The organism is Bradyrhizobium sp. SZCCT0231, from assembly GCF_018130245.1.
Lineage (GTDB): Bacteria > Pseudomonadota > Alphaproteobacteria > Rhizobiales > Xanthobacteraceae > Bradyrhizobium > Bradyrhizobium japonicum_F.
This window is the reverse complement of the sequence record NZ_JAFCKP010000019.1, coordinates 77,910-100,822: the sequence shown is the minus strand read 5'-3', so window position 1 is coordinate 100,822 and position 22,913 is coordinate 77,910. Positions and strand designations below refer to the sequence as shown.

General features: G+C 64.6%; 22 protein-coding genes and 1 pseudogene. 8 read left to right on the top strand and 15 right to left on the bottom strand.

The genetic code is table 11. The features are described 5' to 3' along the window. Positions 1-643: 643 nt before the first annotated feature. A complete protein-coding gene (locus JQ566_RS30195; protein WP_212379169.1) occupies positions 644-4,135 on the bottom strand; it encodes an indolepyruvate ferredoxin oxidoreductase family protein in 3,492 nt (1,163 codons plus the stop codon). A gap of 281 nt (positions 4,136-4,416) precedes the next feature. Between JQ566_RS30195 and JQ566_RS30190 the strand changes: the two genes are divergently transcribed. After that, complete coding sequence (locus tag JQ566_RS30190) at positions 4,417-5,664, top strand: c-type cytochrome (protein ID WP_212379167.1); 1,248 nt, start codon at positions 4,417-4,419, stop codon at positions 5,662-5,664. A gap of 55 nt (positions 5,665-5,719) precedes the next feature. Here the strand turns inward: JQ566_RS30190 and JQ566_RS30185 are convergent, their stop codons facing one another. Then, complete coding sequence (locus JQ566_RS30185) at positions 5,720-6,364, bottom strand: trimeric intracellular cation channel family protein (RefSeq protein WP_212379165.1); 645 nt, start codon at positions 6,362-6,364, stop codon at positions 5,720-5,722. A 164-nt stretch (positions 6,365-6,528) separates the two neighbouring features. On the opposite strand from JQ566_RS30185, the gene JQ566_RS30180 reads away from it, so the two are divergent. Then, positions 6,529-6,912, top strand: a complete 384-nt coding sequence (locus tag JQ566_RS30180; RefSeq protein WP_212379162.1) for a hypothetical protein — start codon at positions 6,529-6,531, stop codon at positions 6,910-6,912. A gap of 47 nt (positions 6,913-6,959) precedes the next feature. Here the strand turns inward: JQ566_RS30180 and JQ566_RS30175 are convergent, their stop codons facing one another. From JQ566_RS30175 to JQ566_RS30165, 3 genes are read right to left on the bottom strand one after another with little or no spacing between them, the layout of a single operon-like run. Next, positions 6,960-7,769 carry an isocitrate lyase/PEP mutase family protein gene (locus JQ566_RS30175; RefSeq protein WP_212379160.1) on the bottom strand — a complete coding sequence of 270 codons (810 nt, stop codon included), beginning with the start codon at positions 7,767-7,769 and terminating at the stop codon, positions 6,960-6,962. A gap of 51 nt (positions 7,770-7,820) precedes the next feature. Then, positions 7,821-8,171 carry an antibiotic biosynthesis monooxygenase family protein gene (locus JQ566_RS30170; protein WP_036011104.1) on the bottom strand — a complete coding sequence of 117 codons (351 nt, stop codon included), beginning with the start codon at positions 8,169-8,171 and terminating at the stop codon, positions 7,821-7,823. Between the two features lie 23 nt (positions 8,172-8,194). Beyond that, positions 8,195-8,503 (bottom strand): NIPSNAP family protein, encoded by a 309-nt coding sequence (locus tag JQ566_RS30165; protein ID WP_212379158.1) that lies wholly within the window; start codon positions 8,501-8,503, stop codon positions 8,195-8,197. 208 nt (positions 8,504-8,711) lie between these two features. Here JQ566_RS30165 and JQ566_RS30160 point away from each other — a divergent pair, with 208 nt between their 5' ends. From JQ566_RS30160 to JQ566_RS30150, 3 genes are all read left to right on the top strand, one after another. Continuing rightward, positions 8,712-9,410: a winged helix-turn-helix domain-containing protein gene (locus JQ566_RS30160; protein WP_212379156.1), complete on the top strand. Its 699-nt coding sequence runs from the start codon at positions 8,712-8,714 to the stop codon at positions 9,408-9,410. 191 nt (positions 9,411-9,601) lie between these two features. Next, on the top strand, positions 9,602-10,612 hold the full coding sequence (locus tag JQ566_RS30155) for an alpha/beta fold hydrolase (protein ID WP_212379154.1): 1,011 nt from the start codon (positions 9,602-9,604) through the stop codon (positions 10,610-10,612). Between the two features lie 192 nt (positions 10,613-10,804). Beyond that, a complete protein-coding gene (locus JQ566_RS30150) occupies positions 10,805-11,053 on the top strand; it encodes a GCG_CRPN prefix-to-repeats domain-containing protein (RefSeq protein ID WP_212379173.1) in 249 nt (82 codons plus the stop codon). A gap of 156 nt (positions 11,054-11,209) precedes the next feature. Here the strand turns inward: JQ566_RS30150 and JQ566_RS30145 are convergent, their stop codons facing one another. Continuing rightward, a complete protein-coding gene (locus JQ566_RS30145) occupies positions 11,210-11,497 on the bottom strand; it encodes a twin-arginine translocation signal domain-containing protein (RefSeq protein ID WP_212379152.1) in 288 nt (95 codons plus the stop codon). 205 nt (positions 11,498-11,702) lie between these two features. Then, positions 11,703-12,017 carry a hypothetical protein gene (locus JQ566_RS30140; protein ID WP_212379150.1) on the bottom strand — a complete coding sequence of 105 codons (315 nt, stop codon included), beginning with the start codon at positions 12,015-12,017 and terminating at the stop codon, positions 11,703-11,705. A 129-nt stretch (positions 12,018-12,146) separates the two neighbouring features. On the opposite strand from JQ566_RS30140, the gene JQ566_RS30135 reads away from it, so the two are divergent. Beyond that, positions 12,147-12,803: a glutathione S-transferase family protein gene (locus tag JQ566_RS30135; protein ID WP_212379148.1), complete on the top strand. Its 657-nt coding sequence runs from the start codon at positions 12,147-12,149 to the stop codon at positions 12,801-12,803. Positions 12,804-12,958: 155 nt separating this feature from the next. Here the strand turns inward: JQ566_RS30135 and JQ566_RS30130 are convergent, their stop codons facing one another. After that, positions 12,959-13,306: a hypothetical protein gene (locus JQ566_RS30130; RefSeq protein ID WP_212379146.1), complete on the bottom strand. Its 348-nt coding sequence runs from the start codon at positions 13,304-13,306 to the stop codon at positions 12,959-12,961. A 99-nt stretch (positions 13,307-13,405) separates the two neighbouring features. Between JQ566_RS30130 and JQ566_RS30125 the strand changes: the two are divergent. Next, positions 13,406-14,756, top strand: a pseudogene (locus JQ566_RS30125) (IS701 family transposase). A 597-nt stretch (positions 14,757-15,353) separates the two neighbouring features. On the opposite strand, the gene JQ566_RS30120 reads toward JQ566_RS30125, so the two are convergent. Continuing rightward, the gene (locus JQ566_RS30120) at positions 15,354-16,886 is read right to left on the bottom strand and encodes an acyl-CoA carboxylase subunit beta (RefSeq protein WP_212379142.1); all 1,533 of its coding nucleotides are present in this window, start codon (positions 16,884-16,886) and stop codon (positions 15,354-15,356) included. Positions 16,887-17,025: 139 nt separating this feature from the next. Between JQ566_RS30120 and JQ566_RS30115 the strand changes: the two genes are divergently transcribed. Beyond that, on the top strand, positions 17,026-17,430 hold the full coding sequence (locus tag JQ566_RS30115) for a DUF4260 domain-containing protein (protein ID WP_212379139.1): 405 nt from the start codon (positions 17,026-17,028) through the stop codon (positions 17,428-17,430). 249 nt (positions 17,431-17,679) lie between these two features. Here JQ566_RS30115 and blaOXA read toward each other — a convergent pair whose 3' ends face one another. From blaOXA to JQ566_RS30085, 6 genes are all read right to left on the bottom strand, one after another. After that, positions 17,680-18,498: a class D beta-lactamase gene (gene blaOXA / locus JQ566_RS30110; RefSeq protein WP_212379137.1), complete on the bottom strand. Its 819-nt coding sequence runs from the start codon at positions 18,496-18,498 to the stop codon at positions 17,680-17,682. A gap of 74 nt (positions 18,499-18,572) precedes the next feature. After that, entirely contained in the window at positions 18,573-18,836 is a 264-nt protein-coding gene (locus JQ566_RS30105) for an EscU/YscU/HrcU family type III secretion system export apparatus switch protein (RefSeq protein WP_212379135.1), read from the bottom strand. After that, the gene (gene fliK / locus JQ566_RS30100) at positions 18,833-20,425 is read right to left on the bottom strand and encodes a flagellar hook-length control protein FliK (protein WP_212379133.1); all 1,593 of its coding nucleotides are present in this window, start codon (positions 20,423-20,425) and stop codon (positions 18,833-18,835) included. Before fliK ends, JQ566_RS30105 begins: the two co-directional genes overlap by 4 nt. A gap of 54 nt (positions 20,426-20,479) precedes the next feature. Then, positions 20,480-21,274: an ATP12 family chaperone protein gene (locus JQ566_RS30095; RefSeq protein WP_212379131.1), complete on the bottom strand. Its 795-nt coding sequence runs from the start codon at positions 21,272-21,274 to the stop codon at positions 20,480-20,482. Positions 21,275-21,349: 75 nt separating this feature from the next. Further along, on the bottom strand, positions 21,350-21,646 hold the full coding sequence (locus JQ566_RS30090) for a hypothetical protein (protein WP_212379129.1): 297 nt from the start codon (positions 21,644-21,646) through the stop codon (positions 21,350-21,352). 41 nt (positions 21,647-21,687) lie between these two features. Continuing rightward, a complete protein-coding gene (locus JQ566_RS30085; protein WP_212379127.1) occupies positions 21,688-22,902 on the bottom strand; it encodes an RluA family pseudouridine synthase in 1,215 nt (404 codons plus the stop codon). Between the last annotated feature and the right edge of the window lie 11 nt (positions 22,903-22,913).

Sequence of the window (22,913 nt, the reverse complement as noted above, 5' to 3'; positions counted from 1 at the left end):
GCGCTTGGGCGGCACCTGCGCGAGCCTCCCCGAAAACGTCGGTATCAATCCATGCCTGCGCTACCTTAACGCCTATGGGGAAGACCGGGTGCCGGCTGGGCACCCACGGTCCGCTGTGCGCGAATTGCGCGAAGAACAGATGCACAGCGGCATACAGGTGCGGCCAAACATCCGGCCTTCCCTGCGCAGTGGTTTTACGGCTTATGTCGCGCTCTCCCCGGGGAGCGATGCACTATTGCCCCCGTCGCCTTGCAAGCGATCGCAAGACTTGACGCACAGACCCCGGGCGTCAGGACCACACGATTTTGCCGTACGCGAGACCGCGCCTGTCGTGCGCCCGAGACAATCCCTCGTGCGACGCAGCCCGCGTCCACCGCCGCTCACCCCGCGTTTCGTGACGATCGCGATACGCCCCTCTGAGGGGGATGAGGTGGCAGATCAATACGACAATTCCGAATTTCGGTAAAGCGGCATATTTTTGCGCAGGCGGATTGACCGGTCTATTGTGTGTCTTGCCCGACGGGCAACGCAACGGACGGTGTCGTAGGGTGGGCAAAGCGAAGCGTGCCTACGTCTTTTGCGTAATCATGGCCAGGTCGTGGGCACGGCGCAAGTGCGCCTTTGCCCACCCTACAGGACCGCCCTACTCGGCCGCGATCTGCCGCGGCGCGGGCGGCGGATTGGCGAGGTCGGCGGCGAGCTGGGCGTAGCGGGCTTTTGCGTCGTTCACCGCCTTCTCCTTCACCGGGCCGTAGCCGCGGATGCGGTCGGGCAGCGCGAGCAGTTCGACCGCGGTGTCGATCGTGACCGGGGACAACAGGCCGAGCACGGTGGCGACGTCCTTTTCATAGCCGGCGATCAGGTCGCGCTCGAGCTTGCGGTCGGCGCTGCGGCCGAAAATGTCGAAGGGCGTGCCGCGCAGGAACTTGAATTTTGCCAGGACGCGGAAGACGTTCAGCATCCAGGGGCCGAAGGCGCGCTTCTTTGGGCGGCCGAGCGCGTCGACGCCATTGCTGAGGATCGGCGGCGCGAGATTGAAGTTGAACTTGAAGTCGCCCTCGAACTGGTCGCGGAGCTGCTGCTCGAACGCACCGTCCGTGTAAAGACGCGCGACCTCGTATTCGTCCTTGTAGGCCAGGAGCTTGGCGTAGTTCACCGCGACCGCGCGCGGCAGCGCATCGCCATAGCCGCCCTGCTTGGCGGCATCACGGACCTGGTCGACCAGCTTGCGATAGCGCTTGGCGAGACGGCTGCTCTGATAGGCGGTCAGGTGCTTGGCGCGATGCTCGATGACCTCGTCCAGTGTCATCGCATCCAGGGTCTTCGGCGCGACCACCTCGTCCGTTCCCTTCAGCATGTCGGCGAGACGCTTGGGGTCGGCGACTGCGAGACGGCCGAGGCGGAAGGCTTCCTTGTTCATCTTGATCGAGACGCCGTTGACCTCGATCGCCTGCTCGATCGCTTCCGCGGATAGCGGCAAGAGACCCTTCTGATAGGCATAGCCCATCATCATCATATTGGTGGCGATGGCATCGCCGAGCAGCTGCTCGGCCGGCTTGGTGAAGTCGAAGAACACGGAGTCCTTGTGCAGCGCCGTCTCCAGCACCGCATTCAGCTTGCGGGTCTGGAAGTTGAAGTCGCGGTTGAGGATGAAATCCGCGGTAGGAATGACGTGGCTGTTGATGATGCCGCGGGTGCGGCTGGAGTCGCAGAGCGAGATGGTGTCCTTGGCGACCGCGACCACCTCGTCCGCGGCGAGCACGAGATCGGCCGTGCCGGTGACGATGCGCGAACAGGTCACTTCCGCCGGATGATCCGACAGGCGGACATGGCTGAGCACCGCCCCGCCCTTTTGCGCCAGGCCCGACATATCCAAAATCATCGAGGCCTTGCCCTCGATATGAGCGGCCATGCCGAGCAGCGCGCCGATGGTGAGCACGCCGGTGCCGCCGACGCCGCCGACCGCGATGTTGTAGGGCTTGTCGAGTGTCGGGCGCGAGGCCGGCTCAGGCAGCTCGCCGATCTCAGCGAACTCGCTAGGTGCGCGGTGGCGCGGCGCGCCGCCGTCGATGGTGACGAAGGACGGACAAAATCCTTTCAGGCAGGAATAATCCTTGTTGCAGGACGACTGGTTGATGGCGCGCTTGCGGCCGAACTCGGTCTCCAGCGGTTCGACCGAGATGCAGTTCGACTGCACCGAGCAATCGCCGCAACCTTCGCAGACGGCGGGGTTGATCATGACGCGGCGCGCGGGATCCTCCATCAGACCGCGCTTGCGGCGACGGCGCTTCTCGGCGGCACAGGTCTGCACGAACACGATCGCCGACGTGCCCTTGTATTCGCGGCACATCTTCATGACGTTGTCGAGCTCGTCGCGGTGATACTTCTTCACGCCGGGCGCGATGGTATCGGCCGGGTAGGCGTCCGGGTTTTCCGAGACGAGATAGATCTCGCTGATGCCCTCGGCATGAAGCTGGGCCATGATCTTCTGCGGCGAGAGATCGCCGTCATGACGCTGGCCGCCGGTCATGGCGACGGCGTCGTTGTAGAGGATCTTGTAGGTAATGTTGGCCTTGGAGGCGATCGCCTGGCGGATCGCCAGGATGCCGGAGTGGAAATAAGTGCCGTCGCCGAGATTGGCGAAGATGTGGTTCTCGTTGGTGAAGGGCGCGATGCCGACCCAGGGCACGCCCTCGCCGCCCATATGGGTGAAGGTCTCGGTCGAACGGTCCATCCACAGCGCCATGAAATGGCAGCCGATGCCGGCGAGCGCGCGACTTCCCTCGGGGACCTTGGTCGACGTGTTGTGGGGACAGCCGGAGCAGAAATACGGGGTTCGGGAGACGGGCGCGACCGCCTGCATCTGCGTGGCCTGGCGGCCGTTGAACCAGTCGGCCTTGACGCGGAGCATCTCCGCAATTTCGGGATTGAGATTAAGTCTAAGAAGTCGCTCGGTAAGCGAGGTCGCCAGCGAGGCCACGCTGAGCTCGGCGGCGAAGGTCAGGAAGCGCTTGTCGTGCTCGTCCATCTTGCCGACGATGCGCGGGCGGACGTCGTCGCGCCAGTTGAACAGCTCCTGCTTGACCTGGTTCTCGACGATCTCGCGGCGTTCCTCGACGATGAAAATTTCTTCGAGGCCGACCGCGAACTGACGCACGCCTTCCGGCTCCAGCGGCCAGGGCATGCCGATCTTGTAGAGGCGAAGGCCGATCTTGGCGGCGACCTCCTCGGTGATCCCCAGCTCGCGCAGCGCCTGGCGGACGTCCTCATAGCTCTTGCCCGACGCCATGATGCCGAAGCGCGCGTTCGGCGAATCCATGGTGATGCGGTTGACCTTGTTGGCGCGGGCAAAGGCGATCGCGGCAAAGCCCTTGTAGTCCTGCAGGCGGCGGTCCTGCTCGAAACGGTCGTCGGGCCAGCGCAGATTGAGGCCGCCGGGCGGCAACTCGAAATCGGTGGGAATGATGAAGGGCTTCATCTCGTCGGTGAGGTCGATCTCGGCGGTGGTCTCCACCGTCTCCGTGATCACCTTCATGCCGACCCAGCAGCCCGAATAGCGCGACATCGCGATGCCGAGCAGGCCCATCTCGATCATCTCGTGGATGCTGGAGGGATAGAGATACGGCATCAGCGCCGAGATGAAGGCGTGGTCGGACTGATGCGGGACGGTGGAGGATTTGGCGCCGTGATCGTCGCCGGCAAGGCACAGCACGCCGCCGTGCTTGGCCGAGCCGGCGGCATTGCCGTGGCGGAACACGTCGCCGCAGCGGTCGACGCCAGGCCCCTTGCCGTACCAGATGCCAACCACGCCGTCATACTTGGCGCCCGGCGAAAGGTTGAGCTGCTGCGAACCCCAGACGGCGGTTGCGGCGAGGTCCTCGTTCACGCCGGGCTGGAACTTGATGTTGTACTGTTCGAGATGCTTGCGGGCGGCGAAGAGTTGCTGGTCATAGCCGCCCAGCGGCGAGCCGCGATAGCCGGAGATGAAGCCTGCGGTGTTGAGGCCGTTGGCGCGGTCGCGCCGGATCTGGGCCATCGGCAGGCGGACCAGCGCCTGGATGCCCGTGGTGAAGACATGTCCGGTAGCTTGCGTGTATTTCTGATCGAGACTGATCGGACCCTGGTTGATGCCCATTCTTGTCCTCATCCGCCCTTTTGAGCGTTTGGCTGCCTAAGCCGTTGCCTGCCCGTCGTTTTTAGCTAGGGCGCGCCGACCACCTCCGCCACTCTATGTCGGATATTTAACGCGACGCATCACAAATCTGGACCAAAGGGAGCGCCGGGTAAAAATCGCAATTTCGTGGCTGCAAAGGCGTCGGGCATTTTCAATTTGTGTCACCATACCCCCGCTGTCGCGAAATGAATTGACGCTCCTTTCACGCGGGAGAGGTCGACTGGTCGCAGGAGAGGCTTTCGATGCGAACGATTCTGGCTGGCTTGGCCCTTGCGGGTTTGGCGTTGTGCAGCGCGGTTGCAAGTGTGGTCACAAGCGCGGCCCGGGCCGCCGAACCGTCGCCGGAGTTGATCGCCTATGGCAAGGCGCTGGTCGAGGCCGGCGGCTGCGCGGGCTGCCACACCGCCGATCCGGAGAGGCCCTTCGCGGGCGGAAAGCGGATCGCCACGCCTTTCGGCGCGATCTATACGCCGAACCTGACGCCCGACCGCGACACCGGGATCGGCGCCTGGGCGGATGCCGATTTCACCCGCGCCCTGCGCTACGGGATCGCGCCCGATGGCTCGAACTACTACCCGGCCTTCCCCTACCCCTACTTCACGAAGATGACGAAGGACGACACGCTGGCGATCCGGGCCTATCTCGGCACGCTTGCGCCCGTCACCAGCCGCAACAAGCCGCCGGAGCTGCGCTGGCCGTTCGGCTATCGCGGCCTGATGCGGATCTGGAACGCCATGTACTTCAAGCCCGGCCTGTTCGAGCCGGACCAGAGCAAGAGCGCGGCCTGGAACAGAGGCGGCTATCTCGTCACCGGGCTCGGCCATTGCGGCGCCTGCCATACACCGAAGAACTATTTTGGCGCCGACAAGCAGGCGCAGGCACTCTCGGGCAACGAGGTCGACGGCTGGTACGCGCCAAGGCTCGATGGCGCCACGCGCACCGGGCTGAAATCCTGGAGCGAAGAGGACATCGCAGAGTATCTGCAAAGCGGACGCAACGCGAGGAGTCATGCTGACGGTCCGATGGCCGAGGTGATCGTCAAATCCACGGCGAAGATGAGCGATACCGATGTGCGCGCGATCGCGCTGTATCTGAAGAGCCTGCCGCCGGCACGGCGCGAGACGATCGTGACGCCGCCCGACGATGCCGAGATGAAGGCCGGCCAGGCCGTCTATGCAAAACTCTGCATCGCCTGCCACGAGGCCGACGGCACGGGCGCGCCGCGCATCTACCCGCCGCTGCCGGGCAATGCGCTGCTGCAATCGATCAATCCATCCTCGACCTTGCGCATCATCCTCGACGGCGCCCATACCGTGACGACGCCGCGTGCACCCAACACCGGCGAGATGCCGGGCTATGCCAAGCAATTGTCCGACGGCGAGATCGCGGCGGTGACGAACTACATCCGCAATTCCTGGGGCAACGCCGCGCCACTGGTGGCGCCATCGCAGGTGGCGAAGGCAAGGAAGCGAGAGGCGAATGGGGAATAGTGAGTGGCGAATGGCCCAGAACTATTCGCTATTCGCCATTCGCGCGCGACAGCGCTCACCTCTCTTCATCCCCCGCGAAGACAAATTTCGGCATCTCCCATTTGTAGCGCACCGCGAGCAGGCGGAAGCTGATGCCGAGCACGAAGGTCAGGATAGTCCAGAGCTCCGCGTTGAGCTTCAGGCCGAAGGCGGTGGCGTAGAACAGGCCGGTCACCACCGAGACGCTGGCGTAGAGCTCGGAGCGGAACAGCAGCGGCACGTCGTTGCAGAGCACGTCGCGGAGCACGCCGCCGGCACAGCCCGTCACCATGCCGGAGACGATCACGATGGGCAGCGTCGCATCCATCTGCCAGGCAACGTCGCAGCCGGCCATGGTGAAGACGACGAGACCGATGGCATCGAGCACGATGAAGGCGACCTTCAGCCGGTGCACAAGACGCGCGATCAGGATGGTGACGAAGGCGGCGCCGCCGGCGAGCGCGAGATAGATGGGGTTGGCGACCCAGGCCAGCGGATAATGTCCGAGGAAGAGATCGCGCAGCGTGCCGCCGCCGAGCGCGGTGATGCAGCCGAGGAAGCCGACCCCTAACCAGTCCATGCTGCGGCGTCCGGCAGCGAGCGCGGCCGTCATCCCCTGCGCAGCCAGCGCGATCAGCGACAGGAAGTGCAGCACGCTATCGGTCGGTGGCAGGCTCCACATCCCCCTGTTCCCTCCTCGCGCAATGGAACTCACGCGCGGCGCTCCCGGCGGAACAGGTTCCCGATTCCCGGGGCCAAGGCAACATGCGACGAAAGCACAAAGGGGGTGGAACGGAATCTCGCACCTGAGGGTTGTCCCGGCGTCATAACCGAGGAGACCAATCGATGGCTGACGACCGTTTTCCCAACGATCCGTATCGCCCGAACCTCGCCGACGATGAGTATCTTCGCGCGGCACGCCGGGATGCCGACCTTCAGGCCGATCCCGAGCTTGGCGAAGGCCCTGCCTCCAGCGGCAGGATCGCACTGTTTGCCGTGGCCGTCGCCCTGGTGCTCGGCGCCGTGTTCTACGGCCTGAACAACACCACCACGGGCAACCAGGCGAGCAACGAGCCGGCTTCGCGAACTGCTCAGCAGACGGCGCCGGCCAATCCGGCCGCCCCTCCCGGCATGCGTGACCTAACGCCGCGCAGCAACACCGAGCCGGGCACGACCACGGGTGCGGCGCCGACCAAGCCGGCCCCGGCTCCGTCCGACGGCGCGAAGTAACAGTCACAAGGTAGAGCGGCGGGACTCAACATCCCGCCGCTCTTCGCTTAGCTGAACATCTTGTTGAGCTCGCCGCCGGGATAGCCGCCGCCAAGCTCGGTGAACGTTCCCTTTTCCGCCATCTCCTTCGCCGCGCGCATGAAGCCGCCCCAGGCGGCGCGGGCGAGCGAGCCGCCGACGCTGATGCGGCGCACGCCGAGATCTTCGGCTTCTCGCAACGACAGGCCGGAGCCGCCGATCAGCAGGTTGAACGGTTTCGGTGCGACAGCCTTCACCGCCGCAGCGATGTCCTCGCGGCTCTTCAGGCCCGGCGCGTAGAGGCAGTCGGCACCAGCATCCGCGTAAGCCGTGAGCCGGTCGATGACCAGCTTGAGATCAGTCACGCCCCACAAATAGGCCTCACAGCGCCCGACCAGCAGCGTGCCGCTGTCGCCGATCGCCCTGCGGGAGGCCTTGATGCGCTCGACCGCCAGCACGCGGTCGTAGAGCGGCTTGTCCTTGTCGCCGGTGGAATCCTCGATCGACAGGCCCGCGACGCCGGTACGCACACAGCGCTCGACATTGTCGGCGACCATGTCCGGCTCGACCGCAAAGCCGCCCTCGAAATCGGCGTTCACGGGGATGTCGACGGCCGAGCTCAATGCTGCCAGATGCTGACAGACGTCCTCGACGCCGACGTGATTGTCCGCCTTGCCGATGGTCCAGGCGAAGCCAGCGCTCGATGACGCAATCGCCTTGAAACCGAGATGTTGCAAGGCCTTCGCGCTGCCGACGTCGACCGGATTGGGCAGGATGAAGCAGCCGCTCTCGTGCAACTTGTTGAACGTCGCGCGCTTGTCAGCGGTCGTCACGTGCATGTTTCTCTCCCTTGTTGGCCGCGCAGAGATAGGCGCGCGTTTTCAAGTCCGCTAGTGCGCGTCATGCACGGCGCGGCTGTCCTTCGGCGCCTCGTCGCGATCGTTCATGCCGTAGTCGCGGATGACGCTGGCGATGCGCAGATGATAATCGGCGAAGATCTGCGCCCTGCCCCTGGCCTGGGTGCGGCGGTGCTCCATGGTGTTGCGCCAGGCCTGCACGGCCGCCTCGTCCCGCCAGAACGACACCGACAGGATCTTGCCCTTCTCGGTCAGGCTCTCGAAACGCTCGACCGAGATGAAGCCGTCGATGGTTTGCAGCAGCGGCTTCAGATCGGCTGCGAGGTCGAAATAGGTCTGGCGGTGTTCCGGCTTGGGCCAGACCTCGAAGATCACGGCGATCATGGGCGTCTCCTGCTGTTGGTGGGCTACAATACCACCTTGCGCAGGAAGGTGCGCTCTTCGGCGAGGATGAATTTGTGTTCCTCGGCGAAGTGGAAATTCGCCATGCCCTCCGCATCCTGCCGCAGCCGTGCGCGATAGGCCTCATAGGCGGCCAGGCTCTCGAAGCTGATCAGCGCAAACGCGATGTTGTTGGTGCCCTCATGCGGCATGAAATAGCCGATCAGGTCGCCGCCGCATTTCGGGATGATGGTGAGCCAGCGCCTCGCATATTCCTCGAACTGCGCGCGCTTGAAGGGATCGAGCTGGTAGCGGATGAAGACGGTGACGGACATGATGGGCTCCTGTGTTTTCCGCCGTCATTGCGAACGCAGCAAGGTCTCGTAGGGTGGGCAAAGCGAAGCGTGCCCACGTCGTTGCTTCGCAACGATGATTGGTGGGCACGTCGCTACGCTCCTTTGCCCACCCTACGGCTCCTCGCATGACGACGTCGTGAGAAGCTACGCGCTTGCCCGACCACAATGCTTCGGCTACCATCGAAGCATGAAATCAGGCCCCGACATCGCCATGGTCGCCTCGCTGGTCGGCGATCCCGCCCGCGCCAATATGCTCACGGCGCTGATGAACGGCCGTGCGCTCACGGCGAGCGAGCTGGCACAGGAGGCCGGCATCACGCCGCAGACCGCGAGCTCGCATCTTTCGAAGCTCGAGGCTGGCGGGCTGGTGGAGCCGGAGAAGCAGGGCCGGCATCGCTACTACCGCCTCACCGACGACGACGTCGCCGGCGTGCTCGAGGGGCTTGCGGGCCTTGCCGCGCGCACCGGCCACATGCGCGTGCGCACCGGACCGAAGGACCCTGCGCTGCGGCGCGCGCGGATCTGCTATGACCATCTCGCCGGCGATCTCGGCGTGCAGATGCTCGACTCCTTGCGCGAGCGGCATCTGGTCAGGCAGAGGAAGCAGGAGATCGAGCTGACCGCCGAGGGCGAGCGCTTTCTTGTCAAGCACCTGCAGATCTCGCCCGACATGCTCAGCCACCCGCGCCGCCCGGTCTGCAAGGCCTGCCTCGACTGGAGCGAGCGGCGCCATCATCTCGCCGGCACGCTGGGCGCGGCCATGATGCAGCGCTTTGCCGAGCTGAAATGGGCCGCGCGCGATCCTACGCCCGGCAGCCGCGTCGTGAATTTCACGCGCACCGGCGAGAAGCAGTTTGCTGCGTTGTTCGGCAGCGGGCAGGATTAGTCACGACAATCGCGTGACAGCACACAATCACGTGTGAACGACTGCCGCCTTCATGGCCGGGCTTGACCCGGCCATCCACGCGTTTATGGCCACTGTCATCCGGGATGGTCCGAAGGACCAGACCCGGAATCTCGAGATTCCGGGTTCGCGCTGCGCGCCCCGGAATGACGGCTCCAATTACGAGACCCCGAATGAACCGCCTCCTCTCCGCCGCGCTCGCGGCCGCCCTCCTCGCTTTCCCACTCACATCCATCCGCGCCGCCGAAACGGCACCGCGCCAGCCCTACGGCATTGCGCTCGAAGGCTTTGCCTATCCCTATCCCGTGCACTTGCTCCCCGTCGTCAATGACAGCGAGCAGCTCAGCATGGCCTATATGGACGTCGCCCCGGCGCAGCCGAACGGCCGCACCGTGGTGCTGCTGCACGGGCGCAATTTTCCGTCGAGCTATTGGGCACCCGTGATCAAGATGCTGAGCGAGGCCGGCTTTCGTGTCGTGGTGCCGGACCAGGTCGGCTTCGGCAAGTCCTCCAAGCCGCAGGGCGAGCTGCATTTCGACAATCTGGCGCGCAACACCATCGCGCTGCTCGATCATCTCAAAATCGACAAGGCCGAGATCGTCGCGCATTCGCTCGGCGGCATGCTGGGCGTGCGCATTGCCCGCGCCTATCCGGACCGCCTCGCCCATCTGGTGCTGACCGCGCCGATCGGCCTCGAAGACTACCGCTTGTACGTGCCACCGACGCCGACCGAGAAGATGATCGAGACCGAGGACAAGCTCACCGCGGACGGTTATCGCAAGCAGCTCCAGGCCAATTACGCGATCAAGCTGCCGCCTGAGGCGATCACGCCCTTCATCGATGCCCGCTTCAATATCAAGGGCAGCCCGGACTATCCGCGCTGGCTGCGCGCCTTCGTCTCTTCCGGCCAGATGATCTATCGCGAGCCGGTGGCGCACGAGATCCCGCTGATCGCGCTGCCGACGCTGTTCATCATGGGCGCCGACGACCACAACGCGCCGGGCCGGCCACTCGCGCCGGAAGCGCTGCGCTCAAAAATGGGGCAGAACGCCGAACTCGCGAAGGCGCTGGCGGCGAAGATGCCGAATGCGCGGGCCGAGGTGATCCCCGACACCGGCCATCTCGTCTTCCTGGAGGCGCCGGAGAAGTACAGGGAGCTGGTGCTGAGCTTTCTCGGCCGCTAGCGACACTTGCGTGTCGTCTGAGGCAGGATGCGGGGAACGTTCATGCCGCATTCAGGTCATGATTGGCAGGTTTGGATCGCGGCGTGTCGGCACGTCCCAGATTTAACGTGTCGAATCGTGTCTCTTGATTCATTGTGCGCCGCAAGCGCCATGCCCCTAAGCCTCCCCCCCAAGGACAAGAAGGAAGATCAGATGAAGTACCTGTTTGCCGCCGTCATGCTCGCGAGCGCCGTCGTCGGTTTCAGCGAGGCGGCCAGCGCCGCCGAGGGCTGCGGCCGAGGATTCTATCGCGGTCCCTATGGCAATTGCCGCCCGATGCGTGGCGCGGTGGTTGTGCGCCCCGCGCCCGTGGTGGTCGCTCCCCCGGTCGTCGTCGTGCCCCGCGCGCGTGTGTGCCCCTACGGCTTCCGCTGGTACGCCGGCCGCTGCCGCCCGTTCTGATCTCGTCCACTACGTTGCAGAATGGCCGCGCGGCGGAAGCCAGCGCGGCCTTTTTTTGTTGCCGACGATTCATCTGCCGCGGAACCGGAGCGCTTCCCGAATCGAAACGGGGACCGCCAGCGGCGATCCCCGTCCAGTCCGCGAATTGTCGCGAGCTTACCAGTAGTGACGGCGGTGCCAGCGCCGGTGATGCCGGCGCCAATGACGGTGGTGCCAGCCCCAGTGGCGGTGATGGCCATGCCAGTGAACCTGCTCAGGCGTCAGCTGCGCCGCTTCGTCGCTGCTCGTGACGGCAGGATGAGCGTCGGGATTGCCTTGCGGCTTGCGGGCGGGATCACCGACCGGCTGCGGTGACAGCGGCACAGCCTGCGCGGCGGTCGCGGCAAAGGCGGCGGCGCCCGCCGTCATCCCCAATGCAAGCTTCAAAAAGTTCCGGCGCTCCATGACTTCTTCCTTCTTGGATCATCGTGCCTGTGATGCAGAAGGAGTGTCGCCGTAACGGCATGAACCGAAGCTGAATCGTGCGTTCAGATTCATGCAGGCCAAGATGAAGAATTCGTAGCCTGGATGGAGCGCAGCGCAATCCGGGATTTGTGCTTCATGCGAAGACCCCGGATTACGCTTTGCTCCATCCGGGCTACAGACCTCGCTAAGTCGCGAACTCCTGCGCCAGCACCAGCATCTCGCGCGTGCGTTTCACGTCGGGCCAGTCGCGGTTGAAGTCGGCGACGAGCTTTTGCAGCGCGTCACCGTTCAGCATCGCATTCAGCTTTGCCTCGTCATCGAACTGATACATCGCCTGGTGCAGCGAGGGATCATCCAGGCTCCAGAACCGCCACGCTTTGCTCACGCCGAACGCCTTCACCGCGTCGGGCAGATGTTCCGTCTCGTACCAGCGATCGAAAGCAGCGCGCTTGCTGGGATCGGCCACAATGGCGCGGACGACGAAGAAGGCTGCTGGCATCGGATTTCCTCCTGTTGTTTGAACCAAGACTAACCGCTTCGGTCGCCGGTAACGAAAAAACTTCGCCCCCATGTCGGAACGCGCGTTGTTCGCACGTCCTTGCTTCGAACAGCGACATGGAGATGCAAAATGGCCGACCTCACGCTGACCACCTTTGACTGGGTTCCCGAGATGCCCAGGGGTTTCGTGCGCGACCTTCGCGTGCGCTGGGCGCTGGAAGAAGCTGACCTGCCCTATCGCGTCGCGAGCGTGCCGTTCGGCGATCGCGGCGCCGCGCATCTCGCGCACCAGCCCTTCGGCCAGGTGCCGTGGCTGACCGATGGCGACCTCTCGATCTTCGAGAGCGGCGCCATCCTGCTGCATCTGGGCGAACGGAGTGCGGCCTTGATGCCATCAGATCCGCACGGCCGCAGCGAAGCGACGAAATGGGTATTCGCTGCACTCAATTCAGTGGAGATGGCCAGCCTGCCCTGGGCAATGTCGAAATTCATGGGTCATGCGGACGACACGCCGGCGTGGAAATTCGTCGACGAGTTCCTCAAGCTCCGCCTGAAACGTATGGAGGCGGTGCTTGCTGGCCGCGAATGGCTGGCGGGCTCCTTCTCCGTCGCCGACCTGCTGATGGCGGACGTGCTGCGCCCCGTCGATCGTTTCGACGGGCTCGCGGACCATCCGGCTTGCCGTGCCTACCTCGCACGCGCCACCGCCCGCCCGGCCTTCGCCAAGGCGCACGCCGACCAGATGGCGCATTTTGCTGCGGCGGATAAGGCACGTGGGACCTCGTAGGGTGGGTTAGCCTTGCGGCTGCGCGAAGCGCAGTCCGCTGGGCGTAACCCGCCAATTCTGCCGCCGCGGAGAGACAAGTGGTGGGTTACGCCCTGCAGATGCGCTTTGCGCATCTGCAGGGCTAACCCACCCTACGCACCGTAGACGCGTGCGCGTCACATCAGCTTCATCGGCGTATCGGCGACCACGCGCAGGTCGATCTTGCCAATCAACGCCGAACGCCGCGCCTCCGCAGCACTGATGGCCTCGTCCGTCTGCCGCAGCGTGCTGATATTCGAGCCTAGCGAAACGATCCCCCCGAGCACCAGCGCAATCGATCCAAGGGCTGCGGTCTGACCAAATCCGAACAGCCCGAGGATCGTCACGAGCAGCAGCGCAGCGCCGCCGCCGATCGCGATCTTGGACGCCAAGATGTATTTCCGGCATCGCTCGGCGATCTCGGCGAGCCGCTCGATCCGGTCTTCGATGTCGGAGATTTCGTCGGTCGGATCGTCTTCGGTCATTGGATTTGTGAGCGACGGGTTATGCTTGTTCCACCTAGCACTACTTTGGCAGATTATCGCTTTTGCCGCGTTTTTTAGGATTCCCGAATCGATTTTTCAATGATTCATGGGTGGTCGGCTCTTGGAGGGCTGACCAATGGCGGAATGGGAAGACGAACTCGAACGCTGGCTGAAGCCGTTCCTGGACCGATTAGGTCATAAGACCCGGCAGCGGATGTGCCCCCTGTACGTTGCGGGATTGATCGGCCCTGGCGATCGCAAAAGCGTTCAGCCGATGGCAGAACGCCTTGCAACCGGCAACTACGATCAGCTGCACCATTTCATCGCCGATGGCGTCTGGGACGCGACACCGTTGGAATCCGAACTGCTCAACCAGGCGGACCGGCTTGTCGGCGGCAAGGATGCGGTGCTGGTTATTGACGACACGGCAATGCCGAAGAAGGGCGAACGCTCGGTTGGTGTCGCGGCTCAATATGCGTCCTCTCTTGGCAAAACGGCAAATTGCCAAACGCTGGTGTCGCTGACACTTGCGCGCGGCGAAGTGCCCGTGATGGTCGCATTGCGTCTCTTTCTGCCCGAGAGTTGGACAGGCAGTGTGTCTCGTTTGAAGCGTGCTCGCGTGCCGATCGAACACCGAACGGCACGATCCAAGCCGGAAATTGCTTTGGCCGAGGTTGACCGAGCGATGGCAGCCAACGTGCGCTTTGGATGCGTGCTGGCGGATGCAGGATACGGGCTCAGCGCACCGTTTCGACAAGGGCTAACAGACCGCGGCCTGGCCTGGGCCGTTGGCATCCCTCGGCATCTCAAGGTGTATCCGGTTGATGTACAGCTCATTTGGCCGATTACCAAAGTCCGCGGGAAGCCACGAAAGCACCACGTACCAGATATCTTGTCGATTGCGGCGGAACAAATGCTGGCCAGCGCCAAATGGAAAACCGTGAGTTGGCGCAGCGGGACGAAAGGTCGCCTGAAAGCGCGATTTGCTGCTCTCCGTGTCCGCACCGCCGACGGCCCTCCGCAGCGGATATGGGATAAAGGTCAGCAGCATCTCCCGGGCGACGAAGCTTGGCTCATTGGCGAGCAACGTGCCTCCGGGGAGAGGAAATACTATCTCGCCAACCTCCCTGCGGCGACGGATCTGCGCACACTGGCCGCCACCATCAAGGCACGATGGATTTGTGAGCAGGCGCATCAGCAGTTGAAGGAGGAGCTTGGACTTGATCACTTCGAAGGGCGATCATGGCAAGGTCTTCATCGCCATGCCCTGATGACAATGATTGCCTACGCCTTCCTGCAACATCGTCGCCTCGCATACGCGGGGCGGAAAAAAAAGAATCAACGGGCCTCCGCCTCAGCCAACCATGCCCGCCGTACGTCACGCCATCGTCGATCTCATCCTTCGACCGCCGTCGCAGCGGTGTCCATACTGCAGAAAACAAATCCTTGAAAAACAGTGGCGCAACCACATTCTGCCAAAGTAGTGCTAGGACACTGGCACGACGCACGAAGGGATAGGCCCAATCGACATAGCCGGCTCGCGCGAAGAAGCACCAGGGTTGGCCGGTGCATTGGAAGCGTTTGCTGGGTCGGGCAAGACTCTGACGCGAACAGTCACTCGGTCCCGCCTTCGACCGGTGATCGCTTCGTATCGGAGATTATCCGGCCCGCTGTAACCAGATCGAGCCAGGTAGAAGACGCTTATGCCGCGGATCCAGCGCCCGATACAAGCTCGATCGCTTCCAGAGTCGCCCGCCACCTCGAAATCCTCAATGCGATAACACACGATCCCATGTTCTGGTGACTTCATGAGCAAGAGCCGGGGAAGCTCGATCGGCGCGCACGTATTGTCGGCGTCGGCGTAGCCTTCGATAACGACCTCTTCTGACGTCTTGGCGGTAACGGTCATCTCGCTGTCTTGCGCGAAGCACGATATGTCCATCGCCAGAACTGCGAACGACACGCCCATTATCAGGTCACACGACCCATTGGCGCGCCGCCCTGATCTTGATCGTCGACGCCAAATTGCCACCGGCGTCTCCATGTCTCACAACGGCAAATTGTCGTGCTTCTTCGCCGGCATTTCCGTCTTCTTGTCCTTCAGCATCGCCAGTGCCCGGGCGATGCGCTTGCGGGTCGAGTGCGGCATGATGACGTCGTCGATATAACCGCGCTCGGCGGCGATGAAGGGGGACAGGAAGCGGTCTTCGTATTCCTTGGTGCGCGCGGCGATCTTGTCGGGGTCGCCGATGTCGGAGCGGAAGATGATCTCGACCGCGCCCTTGGCGCCCATCACCGCGATCTGGGCGGTCGGCCAGGCGTAATTCATGTCGGCGCCGATCTCCTTGGAGGCCATGACGTCGAAGGCGCCGCCATAGGCCTTGCGGGTGATGATGGTGACGAGCGGCACGGTGCACTGCGAGTAGGCGAACAGCAGCTTTGCACCGTGCTTGATCAGGCCGCCATATTCCTGCGCGGTGCCCGGCAGGAAGCCCGGCACGTCGACGAAGGTGACGATCGGGATGTTGAAGGCGTCGCAGAAGCGAACGAAGCGCGCCGCTTTGCGCGAAGCGTCAGAGTCGAGCACGCCGGCCAGCACCATCGGCTGGTTGGCGACGAAGCCCACGGTGCGCCCGGCGATGCGGCCGAAGCCGGTGACGATGTTCTTGGCGAAGGCTTCCGCGATCTCGAAGAAGTCCCCCTCGTCCACGACCTTCAGGATCAGCTCCTTCATGTCGTAGGGCTTGTTCGGATTGTCGGGGATCAGCGTGTCGAGCGACATGTCGACCCGCTCGATGGAATCGAAGCTCGGCCATTCCGGCACGCCGTCCGAATTGTTCGACGGCAGGAAGTCGATCAGGCGCCGCATCTGCAGCAGCGTCTCGACGTCGTTCTCGAAGGCGCCGTCGGCGATCGAGGAGCGCGTGGCGTGCACCGAGGCACCGCCGAGCTCTTCGGCGGTGACGACCTCGTTGGTGACGGTCTTCACCACGTCGGGGCCGGTGACGAACATGTAGCTGGTGTTCTTCACCATGAAGATGAAGTCGGTCATCGCCGGCGAATAGACGTCGCCGCCGGCGCAGGGGCCCATGATGACGGAGATCTGCGGAATCACGCCCGAGGCCAGCACGTTGCGGCGGAATACGTAGGAATAGCCAGCGAGCGCCGCCACACCCTCCTGGATGCGGGCGCCGCCCGCGTCATAGAGGCCGATGATGGGCGCCCGCGCCTTCATCGCCATGTCCTGGAGCTTCGTGATCTTGAGCGCGTGGGTTTCCGAGAGCGAACCGCCGAACACCGTAAAGTCCTTGGCGAAGACGAAGGTCTTGCGGCCGTTGACGGTGCCCCAGCCGGTGACGACGCCGTCGCCGGGCACCTTGGTCTTCTCCATGCCGAATTCGGTGGAGCGGTGCTCGACGAACATGTCGAACTCCTCGAACGATCCCTTGTCGAGCAGCAGCTCGATGCGCTCGCGCGCGGTCAGCTTGCCGCGGGCGTGCTGCGCCTCGATGCGCTTCTCCCCGCCGCCGAGCTTGGCGCCGGCACGACGATCTTCAAGGGCGTCCAGGATGTGTTTCATTTGCTCCCGCCAGTTCTTAAATGATGCGGGGTTCTAACACGGCATTTTGCAGGCCGGGAAGCGGCTTTCGGCGTCGCAGGGCTGCCCTGTTGCAGCGGGAAAGCGCAAGGAATTACAAAGTTTTGTCCGGGAGACGAGCATGACGGAAGGAACGGCCGAGACGGGCGCTGCGACAGGCGGCGTCAACATCCTGCTGCGGCTCGAGGGCCTGACCCTGTTTGTGGGGATGGTGATGCTCTACGCCGCCTGGGACGGGTCGTGGCTGGTGTTTGCCCTGCTGTTCTTCGTGCCCGATCTGAGCTTCCTGGCATACCTGTCCGACGCCAGGTTCGGCGCGATGGTCTACAACGCCGCCCACAGCTACATGGCGCCGGTGGCGCTGCTGACGCTGGGCTTCGGCCTCGCCTCGCCCCTCACTTTGTCCATTGCCTTGATCTGGCTCGCCCATATCGGCATCGACCGGGCGCTCGGCTACGGCCTGAAATATTCCGCCGGGTTCGGCTTCACCCATCTCGGCCGGATCGGGCGGCAAAAGGACGCCTGACCCGGCGCGCGACCTCGCAAAATCCGGTGTTCCGGCCCGATTGACCGGGCAGCCCGATCAGGCTTGCTTCGCGCTCACGGGCTGGCGCCGAATTTGGCGTGGGCCCAATCGGCACGGCGGCGATCACGACACCTTGGCCCGCGCATCACGCAAGCATCGCCGAGATGCTCGCGACGGTCGTCCCTCGGCGCCGTGGAGGAGTTCTTGTAGGCGCTCTTCAAGCCAGGTCAGGCGGCAACGGCGTTGGAGTTAGATCGCGCCGATCTCGGCAAGGCAGGCCTGTGTCAGCGGCATGCGCTCGCCGACGAGACGCGGATCCTTACAATCCATGTTGAGCGCGAACACGGTGTGCGCCTCACCTTTCTCGGCCCAGCCGACCATCCAGCCGAGCGACGGCTCGCCGCGCTCGGCGCCCAAGAGGCCCGACTTGGCGCGGATTATGCTGTCGCCGACCTTGGTCACCGGCAGGATGTCGGCAACGAGATCCTGGCTGCGCTTTGAGATCGGCAGCGCACGGCGGCGCAGCCGATCGACGAAATCGACCTGCTCGACCGGATCGATGCGCAGAGCGCCCGTGAGCCAGAACTGGTCGATGCCACCGCCGATGTCGCGATTGCCGTAGTCGAGCTCGTCGACATATTTCTGCATGCGTTCCTGGCCGATGCGGCGCGCGATCTCCTGATAGACCGGCACCGCGCTGACCGCGATCGCACTGCGTAGCGTGTGATCCTTGTTCCAGGCCTCGATCGGACGCTTGACGCCGTCCCAGGGAAACACGTCCTTATCGGGGTCAGCGACCACGCCGGTCTCCAGCGCGATCAGCGAGTTCGGAATCTTGAAGGTCGAGGCCGGCAGCTTGCCCTCGCCCGAGCGCTCCTTGTCGCTGGCGACGATCAGATAGTCCTCGACCTTGTAGCCGACGAAGGTGCCTGCCGTACCGAGATCGGTGAAGCGTTTTGCAAGACTCTCACGGATTTCGTTGCGCGGCGGCGCGACATGCGCGAACGCACGTGATGGCAGTGTGGCGGCTGCGGCGAGCAGGCCAAGAGTAGAACGGCGGGTGAGCAAGAGCGGTATCCGATATTGATGAGAGTGGTCGCGACCATGCAGCCGCTAAGTGTTGAAACGATGACAGGTTGTTTTCACCGCCCCCGTCCCGACAGCCGCAGCACGAACACCAGCACCTCGGCGACGGCTTTGTAGAGATCCGGCGGGATCTCCTCACCGAGCTCGACCTTGGACAGTGCGCCGGCCAGAACCTCGTTCTCCTCGATCGGGATGTCGTGGACCTTGGCGATCTCGACGATCTTTTCGCCGATCGTGCCCCTGCCCTTGGCGACGACGACAGGCGCGCCAGAGCCCTTCTCGTAATGCAGCGCGATCGCAAGCCTGGATGGATCGCTCATGTCGCGCGATCCAGGAAGTGGCCGGCGCGGGCAGGCGCTGGTTGCGGCGGCGTGCCGTCGCGGACCACGATATCACCGGGCCTGAGCTCGGCCCTCGTCAATGCCTGGCTGAGCTCACCGACGCCGGCGCGAAGCTGCTGCGCCGTCGCCGGCCGCTCTGCCCACATCCGTACGAAGGTCTTGTCGCCGTTCAGCGTGATAAGCGCATGTACCGGACCGGCCGGCTCGACATTGAGCGAGAAGCGCGCGCGCCAGGCGCGCTGGGCGGGATCGGCGGACTCGTTGCCGCCATCGCGCGAGATCTCGAACTGCGCCATCGCGGTGCCCTGCCGGGTCGCGAACGGAATCTCGAAATTCCACTGCGGCACGGCCGGATCGATGCGGTGCCCGCTGGCGTCGGTGCGATCGGGGAGCGAGGCAACTTGCAACAGCGTCTGCCGCGCGATCGCGGCATCGGTATCGTCGAGCAGGCGATGCACGGTGGCAGCGAGCGGCGTGTCCGGCGCGAGCGATGGCGCGGCGATGGACTGCGGCGCCGGCAGCGCACCGCGGAATGGCGGGGGCGTCGCGTGTCCGGCCTCGAAGATGTGGCCATCCGGCACGGCCTTGTTGGAGCCGGGCACGTTGCCGGTCAGGCGCGGCAGGTTTTGCATGACCTCTTGCAGCAGGCTCGCGGCAAGGCCTGCGGACATGGTCCGTGATGTCGCCGCCTGCGAAACGCCGCCAGCGATATCGGCGAGCACGGCAGCGGCGGGATTGGCGCTGCGCGGCATTTGCGGCTGTTGGGCCGATGCCGCCTGCGCCGTCCCGCCTGCTGCCGCCGGTGCGATGCCGGCCTGCGGTGTCCCCGCGGCGCCGGTTGGAATCAAGGCGCCTTGCGTCGGTGGCACGGCGGTCTCAATCGTGGCCAGTGCCTGGCGCAGCACCAGCAGCGCCGCCTTCAAATCGGGCCTTGCGCCGGACGACGGCATCGCGCCCGCGGCGAGCGAAGCCTCGAGGAAAAGCCCTGATTTCTGGAAGGCCGATTCGATATCGCCGCCGTCGAGCCCGGCGTCGAGCGGCGTCTGCTGCGCCAGCACGTCCAGCACCGCCTGCTTCAAGCCTACGGGCAGGTCACTGCCGGTGACGACGGAGGCCAGATTGGCAAACAGCGGTGCCTGGCTGCCCTGCCTGGTTACGGCCTCGGCCGAAGCCACCGTGACGGCGACCTGCTCCGAAGGCGTCAGCGTGCTGCGTGCTGCGCCAGCCGATGGCGCAAGCGGCGGGCTCTCCACCAGCGAGGCCGCACGCGGCGTCAACGTGACCACGTCGGCGGCCGCCTCGCCTGCCCCGCCCACGACGGCGAGGCGGATGGCCCCGTCGTTCTGCGACACCGCCAGCTGGAGATTCTGCCCGGGCGACAGCGCGACTTCCGACATCACGTCGAGCGATAGATTTGCGATCGCGATCCGCACCAGATTGTCAGCGAGGACGCTGACGACCCTGGCATCGACGACACTGCCGGCTTGAAGCACAAGATCGGGTGTCGCCGCATCAGCCAAGGGGCTTGCGGCGCTGACGGGAACAATGGAGGTGACCGGCGTCGGCATCTCGGAGGCCTTTGGGGGTGCCAGCTACCGTAACGCTGCGTCGTAAACCTCTCGTTAAGGACCTGCGGGTGCGGGCGGCTTTACGGCCGCCAGCACCGCCACGGCCGCCTCGAAATCCCTGAGGCGGATGGCCCGGCGGCCAGCTGCTTCCTCGTCCACGCCCCATTGCTCGGCGTTCCAGTCCTCATCGACATGGGCGGCAGCCCAGACCTGGCCGGCGTCCTGCGCGCCATGGGCGAGTGCCAGCGCCAGCAGCGCCGAACCACTCAGGGTCGTCACCACATGAAGGGCAGCGACCGACCAGGCATCCTGCGGCAGCGCGGCGCGCGCGGCCCCGACCGCCTCATCCGGCTGCTTCACATGCATGACACCCTCGGACAGGATGAAATGCGCGCCCAGCGTCTCCGCCGCCCAAAACAGCACGGGATCCCAATGCGCGGCCTCGCGGGCAACCAGTCCTTCGGGGTGGCCGGCGCGATAGAACAGGAGATCAGTCTCGAAGTACTTTGCAAGGTCGTCGCTGACGAGCTCGACGCGGTCGATCACGCCCTCGACCACACTGTTGGCGATCCGCGTCAGCGGCATGGTCACGGGATCGATCGCCTCGCCTTGCGCGGCCCATTCGGCAGCCACCGCATCGGCGAGCGCGCGCGCAGGAATCACCACCTGGCGGCCGGAGGGCGTACGGATCGGCTTGCCGTCGAGGGTAATGGCGAAGCCGCCCTCGGCCTCGGTGACGCCGGCTTCCTTGTAGAAGCGTTTGCGCAGCGGCATGCGCGCGGATGCGCGCGCCGATTCCCGCGGATCCGGCGCGGGCTGCCCCGCAGCTTCTTCGAACAATTCGCGCATGTCGGTGTTTCGATCCTTGTCGTCAACCAAATTACCAGTGTCGTCATGGCTTCGCCAGGACGACGATGGGTGCTGCTAGTTCGCGCAACTGCGCGCATAAGTGCCGCGATCGGCCGGCCCCAGTCCTGCGGCAGCAGCGTCGTCGAGGCACTTCGAGACGCGATCGCTGAACGAATTGCGCGGGAGCGGCTGGTAGTTGTAGCGCGGCGGCGCGTCGAATTGCGGAACCTTCGGCACCTCGATCTTCGGCGGCGGTGGCGGCGAAGGCGGCGGAATGACTTGCGAGGGGCCCGGCAGCACATATTGTGCCCGCGCCCGCTGCCCCGTGAGCAGCGCGGTCAAAACCATGAGGCAGATCGAGAGCCGTTTCATGGGCGATATGTTGTGCTCCGCCCCGCCCCCGTTCAACCTGACTATTCCTCTGGCGCGTTCTCGATCGGATCAAATCTGGTTGCGTCCAGCCCGAGCAGGTTCCACGACTGCTGCATATGTGGCGGCAACGGCGCGGTGGCATCGATCACGCCGCCGCGCGGATGCGGAATGACGATGCGGCGCGCCAAGAGATGCAGCCGGTTTTGCAGGCCGCCTGGCAGCTGCCAGTTCTCGATGTTGAAATATTTGGGATCGCCGACGATGGGGTGGCCGATGTGGGCCATGTGGGCGCGCAGCTGGTGGGTGCGGCCCGTCACCGGCTTCAGCGACACCCAGGTCAGCTTGTTGCCGGCGGTCTCGACCACTGCATAATAGGTCACTGCGTGGCTCGCGCCCTCATCGCCATGCTGGGCGATGCGCATGATGGTGTCATCCTCGCCCTCATCCTTCGCCAGGAAGGTCGAGATGCGGCCCTGCTTGGGCTTCGGCAGGCCCGGTACCAGAGCCCAATAGACCTTTCGCGCCGAACGCGAGCGGAACGCGCCGGTCAGATGCGAGGCGGCGAAGCGCGTCTTGGCGATCAGGAGGCAGCCGGACGTTTCCCTGTCGATGCGGTGCACGAGGCGCGGCTTCTGGCCCTTGGCGTCGCGCATCACCTCCAGCATCTGGTCGATGTGCCGCGTCATGCCCGAGCCGCCCTGCACGGCAAGGCCGGCGGGCTTGTTCAGGACGAGGACGTCGTCGTCCTCAAAGATCGTCATCTCCTTCAGCGCCTTGAGCGTCTTCTGCGCAGCTTCCGAAAGCTCGCCGACCACCTTCGGCGCGTCGAGCTTCAGCGGCGGAATGCGGACGCTCTGTCCCTCTTCCAGCCGGTCCTTGCTATCGACGCGCTTGCCGTCGACGCGCAGCTCGCCTTTGCGCACGACACGCTGGATGTGGGAGAACGACAGGCCGGGAAAGCGCGCTTCCAGGAAACGATCAACGCGCATGTTGTTCTCGTCGGCCGTGACGGTGACGGTCTGCACCTTGGTCGGCAGCAGCGCCTCGACGGGTTTCTCCGGGGCAGACCTTTCCTGTGCAGCTTTGGGCGGACGCCGCTGTGGGCGCTCGCCCGCGAAGCGCGAAGGCTTACTGCCGAGCTTGCCACCCGGACGCGGCCCGGCCTTTGACGCGCTACGCGCCTGATGCGGACGCGCCTCCTTGCGCTCGTCGCGATCGCGAGGTTTTGGATTCATTCTCTTGATGCGGCGGCTCATGCGGTTCTTCC

Excerpts from the sequence above, each read along its gene's own strand:
- JQ566_RS30195 (WP_212379169.1), bottom strand. The coding sequence starts at position 4,135 with ATGGGCATCAACCAGGGTCCGATCAGTCTCGATCAGAAATACACGCAA.
- JQ566_RS30190 (WP_212379167.1), top strand. The coding sequence starts at position 4,417 with ATGCGAACGATTCTGGCTGGCTTGGCCCTTGCGGGTTTGGCGTTGTGC.
- JQ566_RS30185 (WP_212379165.1), bottom strand. The coding sequence starts at position 6,364 with ATGTGGAGCCTGCCACCGACCGATAGCGTGCTGCACTTCCTGTCGCTG.
- JQ566_RS30180 (WP_212379162.1), top strand. The coding sequence starts at position 6,529 with ATGGCTGACGACCGTTTTCCCAACGATCCGTATCGCCCGAACCTCGCC.
- JQ566_RS30175 (WP_212379160.1), bottom strand. The coding sequence starts at position 7,769 with ATGCACGTGACGACCGCTGACAAGCGCGCGACGTTCAACAAGTTGCAC.
- JQ566_RS30170 (WP_036011104.1), bottom strand. The coding sequence starts at position 8,171 with ATGATCGCCGTGATCTTCGAGGTCTGGCCCAAGCCGGAACACCGCCAG.
- JQ566_RS30165 (WP_212379158.1), bottom strand. The coding sequence starts at position 8,503 with ATGTCCGTCACCGTCTTCATCCGCTACCAGCTCGATCCCTTCAAGCGC.
- JQ566_RS30160 (WP_212379156.1), top strand. The coding sequence starts at position 8,712 with ATGAAATCAGGCCCCGACATCGCCATGGTCGCCTCGCTGGTCGGCGAT.
- JQ566_RS30155 (WP_212379154.1), top strand. The coding sequence starts at position 9,602 with ATGAACCGCCTCCTCTCCGCCGCGCTCGCGGCCGCCCTCCTCGCTTTC.
- JQ566_RS30150 (WP_212379173.1), top strand. The coding sequence starts at position 10,805 with ATGAAGTACCTGTTTGCCGCCGTCATGCTCGCGAGCGCCGTCGTCGGT.
- JQ566_RS30145 (WP_212379152.1), bottom strand. The coding sequence starts at position 11,497 with ATGGAGCGCCGGAACTTTTTGAAGCTTGCATTGGGGATGACGGCGGGC.
- JQ566_RS30140 (WP_212379150.1), bottom strand. The coding sequence starts at position 12,017 with ATGCCAGCAGCCTTCTTCGTCGTCCGCGCCATTGTGGCCGATCCCAGC.
- JQ566_RS30135 (WP_212379148.1), top strand. The coding sequence starts at position 12,147 with ATGGCCGACCTCACGCTGACCACCTTTGACTGGGTTCCCGAGATGCCC.
- JQ566_RS30130 (WP_212379146.1), bottom strand. The coding sequence starts at position 13,306 with ATGACCGAAGACGATCCGACCGACGAAATCTCCGACATCGAAGACCGG.
- JQ566_RS30120 (WP_212379142.1), bottom strand. The coding sequence starts at position 16,886 with ATGAAACACATCCTGGACGCCCTTGAAGATCGTCGTGCCGGCGCCAAG.
- JQ566_RS30115 (WP_212379139.1), top strand. The coding sequence starts at position 17,026 with ATGACGGAAGGAACGGCCGAGACGGGCGCTGCGACAGGCGGCGTCAAC.
- JQ566_RS30105 (WP_212379135.1), bottom strand. The coding sequence starts at position 18,836 with ATGAGCGATCCATCCAGGCTTGCGATCGCGCTGCATTACGAGAAGGGC.
- fliK (WP_212379133.1), bottom strand. The coding sequence starts at position 20,425 with ATGCCGACGCCGGTCACCTCCATTGTTCCCGTCAGCGCCGCAAGCCCC.
- JQ566_RS30095 (WP_212379131.1), bottom strand. The coding sequence starts at position 21,274 with ATGCGCGAATTGTTCGAAGAAGCTGCGGGGCAGCCCGCGCCGGATCCG.
- JQ566_RS30090 (WP_212379129.1), bottom strand. The coding sequence starts at position 21,646 with ATGAAACGGCTCTCGATCTGCCTCATGGTTTTGACCGCGCTGCTCACG.
- JQ566_RS30085 (WP_212379127.1), bottom strand. The coding sequence starts at position 22,902 with ATGAGCCGCCGCATCAAGAGAATGAATCCAAAACCTCGCGATCGCGAC.